General features: G+C 63.7%; 15 protein-coding genes. 9 read left to right on the top strand and 6 right to left on the bottom strand.

Annotated elements, in window-relative coordinates; genetic code table 11:
- Positions 1-2 precede the first annotated feature (2 nt).
- From GAL01_RS02320 to GAL01_RS02310, 4 genes are read right to left on the bottom strand one after another with little or no spacing between them, the layout of a single operon-like run.
- A complete protein-coding gene (locus GAL01_RS02320; RefSeq protein WP_062030118.1) occupies positions 3-1,982 on the bottom strand; it encodes a heme lyase CcmF/NrfE family subunit in 1,980 nt (659 codons plus the stop codon).
- A gap of 7 nt (positions 1,983-1,989) precedes the next feature.
- On the bottom strand, positions 1,990-2,493 hold the full coding sequence (gene ccmE, locus GAL01_RS02315; protein ID WP_062030116.1) for a cytochrome c maturation protein CcmE: 504 nt from the start codon (positions 2,491-2,493) through the stop codon (positions 1,990-1,992).
- Positions 2,490-2,657: a hypothetical protein gene (locus GAL01_RS15630; RefSeq protein WP_167315815.1), complete on the bottom strand. Its 168-nt coding sequence runs from the start codon at positions 2,655-2,657 to the stop codon at positions 2,490-2,492. The genes ccmE and GAL01_RS15630 overlap by 4 nt, the downstream gene beginning before the upstream one ends.
- The gene (locus GAL01_RS02310) at positions 2,654-3,415 is read right to left on the bottom strand and encodes a heme ABC transporter permease (protein ID WP_062030193.1); all 762 of its coding nucleotides are present in this window, start codon (positions 3,413-3,415) and stop codon (positions 2,654-2,656) included. Before GAL01_RS02310 ends, GAL01_RS15630 begins: the two co-directional genes overlap by 4 nt.
- A gap of 210 nt (positions 3,416-3,625) precedes the next feature.
- Here GAL01_RS02310 and GAL01_RS02305 point away from each other — a divergent pair, with 210 nt between their 5' ends.
- Positions 3,626-4,045: an EVE domain-containing protein gene (locus GAL01_RS02305; RefSeq protein WP_062030114.1), complete on the top strand. Its 420-nt coding sequence runs from the start codon at positions 3,626-3,628 to the stop codon at positions 4,043-4,045.
- On the opposite strand, the gene GAL01_RS02300 is transcribed toward GAL01_RS02305, so the two are convergent.
- Positions 4,042-4,560, bottom strand: coding sequence for a hypothetical protein (locus GAL01_RS02300; RefSeq protein ID WP_062030112.1), 519 nt, complete (start codon positions 4,558-4,560; stop codon positions 4,042-4,044). The genes GAL01_RS02305 and GAL01_RS02300 overlap by 4 nt on opposite strands.
- Before the next feature lie 154 nt (positions 4,561-4,714).
- On the opposite strand from GAL01_RS02300, the gene GAL01_RS02295 reads away from it, so the two are divergent.
- Positions 4,715-5,554, top strand: coding sequence for an EcsC family protein (locus GAL01_RS02295; RefSeq protein ID WP_062030109.1), 840 nt, complete (start codon positions 4,715-4,717; stop codon positions 5,552-5,554).
- A gap of 27 nt (positions 5,555-5,581) precedes the next feature.
- Positions 5,582-5,971: an MAPEG family protein gene (locus GAL01_RS02290; protein WP_062030107.1), complete on the top strand. Its 390-nt coding sequence runs from the start codon at positions 5,582-5,584 to the stop codon at positions 5,969-5,971.
- On the opposite strand, the gene GAL01_RS02285 is transcribed toward GAL01_RS02290, so the two are convergent.
- Positions 5,958-6,161, bottom strand: coding sequence for a hypothetical protein (locus GAL01_RS02285; protein WP_062030105.1), 204 nt, complete (start codon positions 6,159-6,161; stop codon positions 5,958-5,960). The genes GAL01_RS02290 and GAL01_RS02285 overlap by 14 nt on opposite strands.
- Positions 6,162-6,305: 144 nt before the next feature.
- Here GAL01_RS02285 and aat point away from each other — a divergent pair, with 144 nt between their 5' ends.
- The 6 genes from aat to GAL01_RS02255 all read left to right on the top strand — a co-directional run bounded on the left by aat (position 6,306) and on the right by GAL01_RS02255 (position 12,965).
- Entirely contained in the window at positions 6,306-6,983 is a 678-nt protein-coding gene (gene aat / locus GAL01_RS02280; RefSeq protein WP_062030191.1) for a leucyl/phenylalanyl-tRNA--protein transferase, read from the top strand.
- A complete protein-coding gene (locus GAL01_RS02275) occupies positions 6,980-7,912 on the top strand; it encodes a hypothetical protein (protein WP_062030098.1) in 933 nt (310 codons plus the stop codon). The genes aat and GAL01_RS02275 overlap by 4 nt, the downstream gene beginning before the upstream one ends.
- Positions 7,909-8,514 carry a hypothetical protein gene (locus GAL01_RS02270; protein WP_062030096.1) on the top strand — a complete coding sequence of 202 codons (606 nt, stop codon included), beginning with the start codon at positions 7,909-7,911 and terminating at the stop codon, positions 8,512-8,514. Before GAL01_RS02275 ends, GAL01_RS02270 begins: the two co-directional genes overlap by 4 nt.
- Before the next feature lie 165 nt (positions 8,515-8,679).
- Complete coding sequence (locus GAL01_RS02265) at positions 8,680-9,075, top strand: hypothetical protein (protein WP_062030094.1); 396 nt, start codon at positions 8,680-8,682, stop codon at positions 9,073-9,075.
- Positions 9,076-9,138: 63 nt separating this feature from the next.
- Positions 9,139-9,642 (top strand): thioredoxin-dependent thiol peroxidase, encoded by a 504-nt coding sequence (gene bcp / locus GAL01_RS02260; RefSeq protein ID WP_082790719.1) that lies wholly within the window; start codon positions 9,139-9,141, stop codon positions 9,640-9,642.
- 125 nt (positions 9,643-9,767) lie between these two features.
- Entirely contained in the window at positions 9,768-12,965 is a 3,198-nt protein-coding gene (locus tag GAL01_RS02255; RefSeq protein ID WP_255308564.1) for a DUF3971 domain-containing protein, read from the top strand.
- The last annotated feature ends 41 nt before the right edge of the window (positions 12,966-13,006 follow it).

Raw genomic sequence — 13,006 nt, 5'->3', positions numbered from 1 at the left:
CCTCAGGCGCGGGCCATGTTGCGGGCAGCGGCACGCTTGGGGGCGCCGATCCGCATCCGGCGGTCGGAGAGCGAGAATGCGCCGCCGATGGCCATGACCAGTCCGCCCAGCCACATCCAGGGCGCGAGCGGATTGCGGTGCAGGCGCAGGACATAGGTCGTGTCCTTGCCCGTACCGTGCCGGTCACCGACCACGCCGTACAGGTCGGTGATGAAATTGGTGTGGATGGCGACTTCGGTCGTGGTCTGGCTCTGCGTCGTGAAGTCGCGTTTTTCAGGATGCAGGATGGTCACGAGTTTGCCGTTGTGACGGATGGCGATGTCGGCCTGCATGGCCTTGTAGTTCGGGCCGATATAGTTGTGCACATCGAGAAGAGTCCAGTCGTCCCCGGCCAGAGAGCGCGTTTCGCCGATATGGACTTCGACAATGGCGTGCTCGGCCTGAGACATGCCGCACAGCCCCAAAATGGTGATGCCTGCGCCGATATGGGCGAGTGCTGCACCCCAGCTTGAACGCGGCAGGTTCTTCATGCGCTCCCATACGCCCTGGGCGGACGTATGGCCGATGCCAATCCGGCGCAGCACGTCCGACACGGAAGCCGCGATGACCCAGACGGCCAGCGCGCCGCATGCGATGGGCAGGATGCCGGAAAGCTTCCAGAAGCACAGGGCCAGCCCGATCGCGGCAATGCCGGCGGCGGCATAGAGATGCGAGAATGTCCGGGCGAGTTGCGCGCGTTTCCAGGGCAGGGCGGTGCCGATGCCCATGGCCAGCAGAAGCGGCAGGGTCAGCGGGATCGTGGCGGCGTCAAAGAACGGCTTGCCGACGGAAATGGTGCGCCCGGCCAGAAGCTGCATGAAGGGCGGGTACATCGTGCCCGTCACGACGACGGCGCAGATCGAGCACAGCAGGATGTTGTTCAGGACCAGCGAGCCTTCACGCGAGACCGGCGAGAAGAGGCCGGTCGAGGTGAGGGAGGGCGCGCGCCACGCAAACAGAGCGAGCGAGCCGCCGATGACGATGGCGAGCAGGGCGAGGATGAACACGCCGCGGGCGGGATCGTTGGCGAAGGCATGGACCGAGTTCAGAATGCCCGAGCGGACGAGGAACGTGCCCGACAGCGAGAATGAGAAGGTCGCGATGGCGAGCAGGACCGTCCATATTTTCAGGCCTTCGCGCTTCTCCACGACGATGGCGGAATGCACGAGGGCCGTGCCTGTCAGCCAGGGAATGAGGGAGGCGTTTTCCACCGGGTCCCAGAACCAGTAGCCGCCCCAGCCCAGCACATAATAGGACCACCACGAACCGAGTGCGATGCCACAGGTCAGGAAGCACCAGGCGGCCACGGCCCAGGGACGGACCCAGCGGCCCCATGCGGCATCGACACGGCCTTCGATCAGGGCGGCGACGGCGAAGGCGAAGGGAACGGCGAAACCGACATAGCCGGTGTAGAGAATGGGTGGATGGAAGGCGAGGCCCGGGTCCTGAAGGAGCGGGTTCATGCCCTGACCGTCCATCGGAGCGGGGAAGACGCGCTCAAATGGATCTGACGTCAGGAGGCAGAACATCTGGAATCCGGCGGAGACGCCTCCGAGAATGGCCAGAACGCGCCCGCGCAGAATGTCCGGCAGGTTGCGGCCGAACAGGGATACCGCACCGCCGCAGACGGCGAGGATCAACGTCCAGAGCAGCACGGAGCCTTCATGGTTTCCCCAGACGCCCGTGATTTTATACAGCAGCGGCTTGGAGACGGCGGAGTTTGCCGCGACGTTCTGGACCGAGAAATCGTCGCTGACGGCGCACATTACGAGGCACAGGAACGAATAGCCCAGCGCAAGCAACTGCGAGACCGCGAGATAGGGCGCAAGCCCCACGAGGCGCGCGTCGCGGCGGCTGGCGCCCCAGAGCGGGACGGCGAACTGCACGAGGGCGAGCACGCAGGCGAGGGCCAGGGCGAAATGGCCCTGTTCTGGTCCGAACATCAGGCGATCAGCCCCCTGCTTTCTTTGCGGTCATGGTGTCCCAGCTCGACGCGTCCGGCGCTTTGCCGAAGCGCGGGTCCCATTTGCCGGTACGCTTGAGTTCGTCCGCGACTTCCTTGGGCATGTAGGTCTCGTCATGCTTGGCGAGGACTTCGCTGGCGGTGAAACCACCGTCTTTCTGGACGGTGCCGAGGGCGACAACGCTCTGTCCTTCGCGGAACAGGTCAGGGAGGATTCCGGTGTAATGGACCTCGACCGCAGCCTGTCCGTCCGTCACCTGAAAGGCGTTCACGGGGGTGCCGTTTTCGTTGATGCGATGCAGGCTGCCGGCCATGACCATGCCGCCGAGGCGGATGGTGCGATCGGGTGAGGGCGGACTGGCCTTCACCTGCGACGGCGCCATGAAAAAGACGATGTTGGACGAAAAGGCCCGCAGCGTCAGGGCGGCGGCCGAGCCGACACAGGCCAGACAGGCAATGACGATCCAGAGACGACGGGTCTTGCGGGTCATGAGGCTGACCTTTCACGACGGCGGGCATGGCCTTCGACGGCGGCCAGACGGGCCTTGGACTTCCGAAGGCGCAGGGCGGCACCAACACCGAGGACAAGGGAGCAGCCCAGTGTCAGGGCATAGGAGGCCGCGATATACGGCCAGTGGTTCGGGAGATGCATCATGCTGCTTGACTGTCCCTGCGGTCGAGACGCGAACGGGCCATCATCTGGCGTGCGCGGCTTTCATGGATGGCGGCGCTGAGCCGGGTGAAAATGACGGCCGCAACACCGAGTGTGAAGCCGATCGTGCAGATCAGCAGCGGCCAGAGCATCATCATGGACATGGTGGGGGCGCCGGTCAGGGTGATGCTGTCGGGCTGGTGCAGGGTGTTCCACCACTGGACGCTGAACTTGATGATCGGAAGGTCGATGACGCCGGCCAGAGCGAGGATCGCGGCGGCGCGCTGGCCGCGAGCAGGCTCATCGAAGGCGCGGATCAGGGCGATATGGCCGAGATACAGGAAGAACAGCACCAGCATGGAGGTCAGGCGCGCGTCCCAGACCCACCAGGTGCCCCACATCGGCTCACCCCACAGCGAGCCCGTAATCAGGCACAAAGCGGCGGCGCAGGCGCCGACGGGTCCGATTTCAATGGCGGCCAGATCGGCCAGCGGGTGTCGCCAGACCAGCGAAAGCACGCCGCAGGCTGCAAGCCCGAGGTAGCAGGACGATGCCAGCCAGGCCATCGGAACATGCACATACATGATGCGCACGGTGTCGCCCTGCTGCCAGTCGGCCGGGGCGATGAACAGCCCCCAGATGACGCCGACCACGAGAAACACGATCGCGCCAGCCGTCAGCCAAGGCAGCAGCGTGCGCGCCAGACGCAGGAACTGCCCCGGATTGGCATAGCGATGGAGCAGGTTGGGGGTAGGGCGCACTGGGACACGGACCTCGGCAGAGTGGCAACGCGGCGATGGGTTTCCCGCGACAGGTTCCCCATTGAAATAGTCCGAAGCAATCATATTCGGAAGAGGCGCGTTGTCCCATTGTTCCGATCACTGTTATCACGTTTCACGGAATTGAGCGCTAAATGCCCCAGGGCGGCCCCGAGGTGGCTCTTGGGATGGCCTTTGTGGCGGGAGTGAGAGATGGCTTTCTGGCTGGTGAAATCGGAACCCGAGGCGTTCTCGTGGGCGCAGCAGGTCCAGAACGGCGTCGAGCCGTGGACGGGGGTGCGCAACTATCAGGCGCGCAACAACCTCTCGGCCATGAAAAACGGCGATCTGGCGTTTTTCTATCATTCCGTCAGCGAAAAACGGATTGTGGGCGTGGTGCAAGTCGTGCGGGAGGCCTATCCGGACCCGACTGCGGATGATCCGCGCTGGGTCTGTGTGGATGTGAAGGTGATGGGGGCTTTAACCCGTCCCGTGAGCCTCGCCGAGATCAAGGCTGACCCGGCTCTGGCGGACATGGCACTGCTCAAACAGTCCAGACTGTCCGTAGCACCGGTGACGGAGGAGGAGTTCCGTCACCTGACGCAGATCGGGGAGTGGGTGCGTCTTTCTTAATGAATGGGAGAGGCGTCGCCGTTCACGAGGATATTCGTCTGGCCATTGACCGGATGACCGGCATAGCTCGTCGGTGAATCTTCATCTTCATAAGGGGACTGCACGGGCGCGTTGAACTTCACCGGCATGCCGAACAGGGAGAAATGGGACGGCAGGTTGTTGGGGCCGTTGGTTTTCTGCTGCGCGTTCGGGCCTGGCATGCCGACCGGCAGATGCGTCCGCACCCGGTCGCTGTAGCTGGCGAGGGCGGTTTCCGAGTCTTCCACTTCCGTATAGCCATGCGGGGGAGGCGGGGCGCCTTCATCGGGGAGCGCAGCCTGCTGGGCCGGGGTCAGCGGCTTTGCCGGTGCGCCGACGATCTGTCCGGCAGTCGGCCCCATCTGCGGCAGGTTGGCCGTCCCGTGAGAGGCATGATGGCGGGGGTGGGCCTGGGCGGCAAAAGCCGGGGAAGCGGCCGGAACGAGGAGGCTGACGGCCAGCGGAGCAGACAGGATCCAGCGCGATAATGCGGTCATTGGTATAATTCTCCTCACCCCGACGGTGCTCGTCCGGATAGTTGGCCCGGGTAGTCTTATGGCGCCGATATCCCCATGATGGTGCCATGTTAGGATATGAAACCTGCTATCCGGTAAACGGTTTCGGGTCTTACGAACAGGAGTTTTGATCGTCATGACCTCAGTGAATGACACGCAGCTTCCGACCAGCAAATTCGCCTCGGCGGCGCTGGACGGGGATTCCCTGGCACAGCTTCAGTCGGTCCTTGAAAAGGTGGAGCAGGGCCGTGGGGTTCTCGTGCGGCTGGCCGACCTGATGGGCGGCGCGGTCGGACAGGCCACGCGACTCGGCATGCAGGGACTCGGACTGGCCCCGGCGGTGCAGGAAAAATTCCACAAGACGGCGGAAATGGCCATCGAACGTGCGTTCCGCGTGGCTGTTCTGGGTATCGACAACGATGCGCCCGCCCCGCGTGATCCCATGCGTGAGAACCTGGGGCAGGCCGCGGTTGCCGTCTCAGGTGCGCTGGGCGGTTTCGGGGGGATTTTTGGTCTTGCGCCGGATGTCGGCTTCACGACGCTGGCCATCATGCGCGAAATCGCCCGCATCGCCCGCGAGGAAGGCGAGGATCTGCGCAACGAGGATACGCGCCGGGCGTGTCTGGAAGTCTTTGCGCTGCGTAGTTTCCCGGCGCGTCAGAGCGACGAGGAAGGTGAACTGGGTTTCTTCTCGGCGCGTGCGCTGCTGCGGGGACGCCCCATCGTGATGCTGATGGCGGAAGTGGCGTCGCATTACGGAATCGGCCTGTCGCGCAAGTTCGCGTTGCAGATGGTGCCGGTGGCGGGGGCTTTGTGCGGGGCGTCGCTCAACACGGCATTTCTGGCGCATTACCGGGCGCTGGCGCGGGCCCATTTCACAATCCGTCGTCTGGAACGCACCCATGGGCTGGCCGTTAAGGAGGCTGCTGCCGACCTGCGTGCAGGGGGAATGGGCACATCTGAAACATTTTCCTGATTTTCAGGATTTCCCGGAGAAACGCCCATGCCGCTCGGTCTTGTCTGGCTTGGATGGACACTGGTGCTGGCGTTCGTTCAGCTCTTCCTGACCGCTGCCGCCTGCCGCCAGCAGGACGGGCTGCAATGGGCGAGCAGCAACCGTGACGGGGAACCTCCCCGTTACACCGGGATGGCGGCGCGGCTGAAACGTGCGCAGGCCAATCTGGCGGAGACGCTACCGATTTTCATCGGCGCTGTCCTGCTGTCCTGGGTCTCGGGCCGTTACAGCCCGCTGACGGGCTGGGGGGCCGGGATCTATTTTCTGATGCGGGCGATCTATATCCCGGCCTATGCCTTGGGATGGGGTGCGATCCGCAGTCTGATCTGGGGCATTTCAATGGCTGGTTTGATGCTTGTGCTGATCAGTCTGTTGTGAAGGAGGCCTCGGTCAGGGACGGGGGAGGCTTGCCCTCACGCATCATCCACAGGTCTATGAGGGCCGAGATGACCAGACAGGTCGCGCTGACTTTGGCTAGAACCATCATCAGGCCGTGTGTTTCGGGCATCAGCAGGCGCAGGACGCCAAGTATGACGAGAATGATGGCGTAAATGAAGGCAAGCGGCACTGGCGGTCTCCCTATGGCATGCCACCCTTATCATGGTCGCTGGCCGTACGGCCATGATTTCGCGCGGCAGGCTCCACGGCGGCGCGCTTCACGCACGTGGTCTGCGACGCCGCGGTTCAGGAAACGGATAAAGACTGTGTCATCATGGACGAGATAACGCCGGACCTGCTGCTTCAGGCCTATGCCTCGGGAATTTTTCCCATGGCCCCGGACGCGGAAAGCGCGGAACTGACATGGTATCTGCCTGAAGAACGCGGGATCATGCCGCTGGACGGGATGCATGTTCCGAAAAAGCTCATGCGTCTCGTGATGTCGGGCAGGATGACGGTGACGGCGGACCGGGCGTTCGATGACGTCATGCTCGCCTGTGCCGAAGCTGCTCCGGGGCGCGAGACGACATGGATCAGCGCGCGCATCCGACATCTTTATGGTGTCCTGCACCGTCAGGGAAACGCCCATTCCATTGAAGTCTGGGACGGTGAGGCGCTGGTGGGTGGCCTGTATGGTGTGTCGCTGCGGGGGGCTTTTTTCGGCGAGAGCATGTTTTCGCGGGAACGTGATGCTTCTAAGGTGGCGCTGGTCCATCTTGTCGCAGGGCTGCGACAGGGGCGATACACGCTGCTGGATACGCAATACACCACGCCCCATCTGACGGGGCTGGGTGGGATCGGGATTCCGGCGGAGGATTATCAGTCCCTGCTTCATCAGGCGCTGACCGTGCGTGCGGTCTGGCCTGACGATTTCAGTCTTCAGGCCCTGCGTGAATCCATCGCGTCCCTGCGTTCACTTCCCGGGCGCGCGCCTGCCGGAGATCCGCCATGACTGTTTTCACGCGCTCCCTCCTCATGTCTGCCGCGCCGCTCGGGCTGCTGGCGGCCGTGTTGTCTCTGGCGGGCCGGGCTCGTGCAGACGAGCATCCACGTCTGACGCCGACGCGGGATGTTACGGTCGTATATGAGCTTTCCACGCCGTCGAGCACGGCGAAAGGCCATCCCGATACCGTCCGGGTAGCGTTCTCGGGCGCGGGAGACCTGTTGCGGATCGATTCGCAGGATGGCAACGGGGTGACGATTCTTGACCGCCCGGCGCAGCAGGTCACGCTCGTGATGATGAAGCAGCAGGTCTATACGCGCCTTCATCCGAGCCACGGTCTGCACAATCCGTTCATGCTCGATCTGGACATGCAGTATAAGGCCGCCGGTCATGACACCGTGGCGGGTGTTGCGTGCGACCGCTGGACCATCCAGAGCAGCCACGGCAAGGCCAGCGCCTGCGTGACGCAGGACGGCGTCATTCTGGCGGAAAATGGTGTGGATGCGGACGGCGTGGAAGGCTCCATCAAGGCGCTTTCGGTGTCCTATCAGGACATTCCGTCGTCCACGTTCGAGCCTCCGGCAGGGTTTCATGTGCTGGAGCCGAAAATGCGTCCGGCCCATCAGAGCCAGGCGGGCAGTGCGACGCCCTCTCCGGTGCCTGAGGCGTCGGGTACTGATGCCGGCTCGGAGATGAAGACGACCACGCATGAGGCCGCAGCCCCCGATGTGTCGGATTCCGATACGCCCGTGATCGGAGACAGGGATACGCCCGCCCCGGCCACGACAACGCCGGGTGCGCATACGACACTGTTGCCGGGGCAGAGTGCTCAGCCCGATACGACGCAGCCGTCCGTTTCCAATGATTCTTCAGGGGATGGCTCCGTGTCCGCGCCGGATCAACCGCCGAGTGGCCCGGCCAATGGAAATCGCAAATGAGACTGACGGTGTTGCGTGCAGCGGGAACGGCGGTCTGTGTGCTGATGGGGGCTGTGGTCGGATTTTCAGCAAAGGCGGACGTTTCAGGCTCCGCTCCGCTTCAGGCGCAGGCCCCGCTCGTGACGCCGCTGCATGATGCCGATATCGACTATGTTCTGACGGGTCCTGCCGGACAGCATCTGCATCAACGGATGCGCTGGACGTCCACGTCGTGGCGGCAGCGGATCGAGCCCGAAGGGTCGGCCACGGTCATGCTGACGGATTATCACACCCATATTCTGATGGTGCTGGATGGGACGAAGCGCACGGCCACGGTCATGCCCGCGCCGGGCGGGAGCTTTGCGGTCCCCGGAACCCCTGCCGCCGGATCATGGCGCAGAATGGGGCAGGGCCGGATCGCCGGGGAAGCCTGCACGATCTGGGAAAGTACGGACACCGACCGCCATCCGACCACCTTCTGTTACACGGAGGACGGGTTGATGCTGGGGGCGGTTCATGACGGAAAGCCGGTCGTGGAAGCGGTTTCGGTCAGTCGTTCTCCGCAGCCGCTGGAGGTTTTCGACCCGCCGCCGGGTTATCGCCGGGTCGAGTCGCCGCGCTGAGCCGGAGGCTCCGGGATGGGGCCGGTGTCTGTTACAATTTGTCCGGCTCCTGCCATGATTGGCGCCTCTTGCTGCCATTTTCAGCGGGCATGATCTTTCTCATGGACGGAAAAGCCTGTTTTTGACCGGCTCTTCCGGACCACGTGTTTCGAGGAGAAAGATGCCATGCGTCGCATCACACGTGCAGTTCTTATGGCCGCTCCGCTGCTGATCGGTTCCGCAATCGTCCCGAATGCTGTCGTGCCGCAGGCACAGGCTCACTGGCATGGAGGCGGGCCGGGATATGGTCCGGGCTACGGTCGCGGTTATGGATATGGCGGCCCGCCCGGCAGTGGGCGCGGTGGCTGGCATGGCGGGTATCACAACCATTCCGGCGCCATTGTTGGCGGCATTCTGGGTGGTCTGGCTCTGGGCGCTGTAGGCGGTGCCCTTCTGGCACAGCCCTATGCTCCGCCGCCTCCGCCGCCACAGGTGGTCTATGCTCCGCCGCCGGTCGTCTATGCGCCTCCGCCACGGGTGGTTTACGGGCCGCCCCCCGTTGTGATGTATCCGGGATACTGATCCCGGAATACTGAACGGTTTTCGTCCGGTTTGCCTTGATCGGATCGGACGGGTCGGGCAATCATGCCGCTTATGACCGTTTCTTCACAGAATACAGACCTGCAACCGGGCGACCGGGCGCCAGATTTTACGCTTCCCGCTTCTTCCGGGCGCACTGTGAGCAGTGCCGCGCTGAGCGGGACGCCTTATCTGCTGTATTTCTATCCGAAAGCCGACACGCCCGGCTGTACGACGCAGGCCTGTGGTCTTCAGGAGGTTCTGCCCGAATTTGATGCCGAGGGTCTGACGATCATCGGTGTGAGCCCGGACCCTGTGGCGAAAATTGAGAAATTCGCCACGAAATATGGTCTGAAGTTCCCGCTGGCCTCGGACGAGGACCATGCCGTCGCCGAGGCTTACGGAACCTGGGTTGAGAAATCCATGTATGGCCGGACCTATATGGGGATGGAGCGCAGTTCCTTTCTGGTGGATGGCCAGGGCGTCATCCGTAACGTGTGGCGGAAGGTAAAACCTGCTGCACATGCCGCTCTGGTGGCGGAGGCTTTCCGGAACCTTCCGGAAGCCTGAGGGCTTACACCCCCAACTCTCACGAGGGAGACAGGCCGGAAACGCGCCGATGACCGTCTATGGCCGTCCACGACTTCCCGCGTCCTCCTCGCAGGCGTCTGCATCCGTTCTGCCCGGGGCCGCATATGCCGCGACACTGGCATGTTGCGCGCTGGGCCGCGCTGATCTGCGTGACGCCGGTCGCGCTCGCGGCTGCGGCAGGCAGTGTGTTCCTGTGGAAACTGGCCCATGGCCCCGTGGATATTACGCGCGTCTCCCATCTCGTGGAGCCGGTCTCGATCGCGGCGGGCAAACGTCCCGGGCACCCGGCTGGTCGCCTGAGCTGGGACAGGCTCTGGATCCAGTGGCAGCCGAGCGCGGGCGGTGTTCCGGCCGGGCTGGTGCTGATGGCGCGTGGACTGAAAGTCACCCGGTTTGACAATCTGGTGGCAGAACGCGCGACTGAGGCCGATGCTGTTCTCTCGCTGAGTGCGCTTTTTGAAGGCGTGATTGCGCCTCGGACCCTGCGTCTTGAAGGCGCCACTCTGGCCCTGCGCCGTCTGCCAGACGGCGATGTGGACATGGATCTGCCGGAGCAGAAACGGGGTGGCCGGGGCGTGCCGACACGGCTCGACCGTCTGCGGGCCGTAGATGTCCATAATGTTTCCATCACCTTAGCCGGGCTTCCAAAGGACCGGACCGCTGTGATCGGAGACGTGGACATGAAAGCGCGCCGGATCCGGGTGGCGCCGCACTCACGGGATTTCGTCTGGGTCGGGTCCGGGCATACCACGATTGCGCTCGACGGTTTCCGCACCACCCTGACGGCGCAGGCGCGCCAGGTCGGGCATAACGGTGTGCTGCATCTGGAGGCGACGCCATTTGAGCCGGCACAGCTCGGGATTTTCAACCCCGTGGCTGCGGACTGGCACGTTCCCGTGTCCATCGGGGCGGATGCGGTCTTTGTGCCGCAGGGCATGGATGCGCTGCCGTCGGAACTGACGCTGAACCTGTCTCTCGGGGAGGGGAAGGTTTTTCAGAAAATCGCCGATCCGCTCCATCTTCATGCGGGACAGGCGCGTGTGCATCTGCGGATGGATCGGCCGGGGCTGAAGGGTGGCGCGCGGCTCGCCGTGCCTTCAGCAACGCTGGACGTGGCGGATACCAACGGTGAGCTGACCCATCTGCAGGCTTCAGCCGGTGTCAGGCTGGACAATCTACTCAGGCCGAACGTTCTGGATGGCGACGCGGAGGCCGGGCTGGATACGATCCGTTTTGCAACGCTGGGGTCCATCTGGCCCGCAACGATCGTCAAGGGTGGCCGCCGCTGGGTTTCAAAGAACATTACGGATGGGAACGGGCGGGATCTTCACGTCAAAGCCCATCTGCACAGCGATCATGGCCTGGACAGGATCCTGCCGACTTCCGTCGAGGGAAAGCTGACGGGACATGGGCTGACGGTTCACTGGCTGCGTCCTGTTCCTCCGGCCACAGGGCTTGATGCGTCGCTGCATTTCGATGGTCCGGAAACGCTCGTTATTGATCTGAGCCATGGTGTCCAGCCCACGGATGTGAAGCAGAACGTGCTGCTGCCCGAGGGAGAAATCCGGATTGGCAAGCTCTACGCCAAGGACCAGACGGGCGATATTTCCACGCATCTGACGGGACCTCTGGCGGCGTTCATGTCCGCTCTGGCGCATCCGAGGCTGCATCTGCTGTCGCGGCATCCGCTGCCGTTCACACAGCCCGGGGGCATGGTGGACGCGCATGTCCGCATGACGCTGCCGCTTGTGGCGCATATTCCGGACGGAGCGCTGCATGTCTGGACGCAGGCTGCGTTCTCGGGCGTGCATCTGGGTAATGTCCTGATGGGGCGTGCGGTGGATGGCGCTGCGGGCAGGATGTCCGCCACCGAGGATGCGCTGGACCTGACGGGAGAGGGTCAGCTTGCGGGGATTCCCACGCATGTCGTCCTGCACGAGAATTTCCGGGGCGGGGCGCCGTCGCGCGTGTTGCAGACGATTGATGCGCGCTCGGTTCTGGACCCACAGTCTGTGGCCAAGGCGCGGATCGCGCCGGTGGGGCTGTTTGATGGCCATGCAGTCCTGAATGCGCATTTCGTGCAGCAGGCCAACGAGGCGTCTGATCTGAAACTGTCGCTGGACATGGCCCAGGCCGCTCTGAGCGTGCCGATCTGGGCCAAGCCCTTGGGTGAGCCTGCGACGGCCATGGTGCATATCGCGTTTCAGAACGGGAAAATGTCGGCTCTGGACGGCTTGCAGGCGCACGGGACTGATCTTTCCGTGGCGGGCAGGGGCGTCACACGTGCAGGCAGGCTGACCGGGATCGTGCTGGAAGGTTTCCGTATCGGGCGGACGCAGGGAGATGCACGCATTGCCCTGCCGCAGAGCGCGGAACAGCCGGTCGGCGTGACGGTCGATGCCGATCCGCTGGATCTGGCGCCGATGTTCGCGCCGCATCCAGCGGTGGCGGATACCGGATCGCAGGGCGGACCGGGCGGGAAAAGCGCGCCCATGGGCGACAGCTGGTCCATCGCGCTGAACGCGCCGCATGTCTATTATGGTCCGAAGGCGCAGGTGGGGGGTGTCGTCTCGCAGATCGAACTGCGCAACGGACATCTGACATCGGGGCGGTTTGCGCTGGATGCGCCGACCCGGGTGCGGGCGGTTCTGGACGATACGGGGCGTGAGCATCCGTTCGTGCTGGATATCGACAATCTGGGCCTGCTGCTGAAAAATCTGGGGCTGTATGATCGTATTCAGGGCGGGAAGACGCATCTGGAAGGGGTTTTTACGCCGGACGAAACCAGCGTGCGGAAGGTTCCGGAAGGGCGGAGTGCGAAGTCGGCGGGTCTGTGGGGAGGCCTGCCGCCGTTCCGGGGGCATGTGGACATGGGGCCGTCGGAGTTCCTGCGGCCGCCGCTGACGCTGACGGCAGTCTCCGACCTCTCACCGCTGCACTGGCTGACCAATCATCTGGACCGGTTCGAGATCAGCCACCTCTCCACGCGGCTCACTCTGGCGGGGAACATGCTGGTGCTGCATGACGGGGTGATCGGCAATCAGGCGCTGGGCGCCACGATGGAAGGGCCGATTGATCTGAAGACGTCCGGACTGAACCTCAACGGGACGATCGTGCCGGTTTTCGGGCTGAATGCGCTTCCGGGAAAGCTGCCGGTTCTGGGGCATCTGATGGCCCCCGAAAAGGGCGGCGGACTGCTTGCGGCGACGTTTGAGCTGCATGGAACGGTTGAAAAACCCGATCTGTCGGTCAATCCGCTGTCGATGCTGTTGCCGGGCGTTCTGCGGCGTATTCTGCATTAAGAGAGCGGTCAGGGATTATCCTGACGGGCCGAACGTCCCAT

The sequence above is a fragment of the Gluconobacter albidus genome, from assembly GCF_002723915.1.
GTDB classification, from domain to species: domain Bacteria; phylum Pseudomonadota; class Alphaproteobacteria; order Acetobacterales; family Acetobacteraceae; genus Gluconobacter; species Gluconobacter albidus.
This window is presented reverse-complemented; position numbering and strand designations above follow the sequence as displayed.

Excerpts from the sequence above, each read along its gene's own strand:
- GAL01_RS02305 (WP_062030114.1), top strand. The coding sequence starts at position 3,626 with ATGGCTTTCTGGCTGGTGAAATCGGAACCCGAGGCGTTCTCGTGGGCG.
- GAL01_RS02270 (WP_062030096.1), top strand. The coding sequence starts at position 7,909 with ATGAGACTGACGGTGTTGCGTGCAGCGGGAACGGCGGTCTGTGTGCTG.
- GAL01_RS15630 (WP_167315815.1), bottom strand. The coding sequence starts at position 2,657 with ATGATGCATCTCCCGAACCACTGGCCGTATATCGCGGCCTCCTATGCC.
- GAL01_RS02275 (WP_062030098.1), top strand. The coding sequence starts at position 6,980 with ATGACTGTTTTCACGCGCTCCCTCCTCATGTCTGCCGCGCCGCTCGGG.
- GAL01_RS02290 (WP_062030107.1), top strand. The coding sequence starts at position 5,582 with ATGCCGCTCGGTCTTGTCTGGCTTGGATGGACACTGGTGCTGGCGTTC.
- GAL01_RS02300 (WP_062030112.1), bottom strand. The coding sequence starts at position 4,560 with ATGACCGCATTATCGCGCTGGATCCTGTCTGCTCCGCTGGCCGTCAGC.
- GAL01_RS02320 (WP_062030118.1), bottom strand. The coding sequence starts at position 1,982 with ATGTTCGGACCAGAACAGGGCCATTTCGCCCTGGCCCTCGCCTGCGTG.
- GAL01_RS02295 (WP_062030109.1), top strand. The coding sequence starts at position 4,715 with ATGACCTCAGTGAATGACACGCAGCTTCCGACCAGCAAATTCGCCTCG.
- aat (WP_062030191.1), top strand. The coding sequence starts at position 6,306 with ATGGACGAGATAACGCCGGACCTGCTGCTTCAGGCCTATGCCTCGGGA.
- GAL01_RS02255 (WP_255308564.1), top strand. The coding sequence starts at position 9,768 with ATGCCGCGACACTGGCATGTTGCGCGCTGGGCCGCGCTGATCTGCGTG.
- bcp (WP_082790719.1), top strand. The coding sequence starts at position 9,139 with ATGCCGCTTATGACCGTTTCTTCACAGAATACAGACCTGCAACCGGGC.
- GAL01_RS02265 (WP_062030094.1), top strand. The coding sequence starts at position 8,680 with ATGCGTCGCATCACACGTGCAGTTCTTATGGCCGCTCCGCTGCTGATC.
- ccmE (WP_062030116.1), bottom strand. The coding sequence starts at position 2,493 with ATGACCCGCAAGACCCGTCGTCTCTGGATCGTCATTGCCTGTCTGGCC.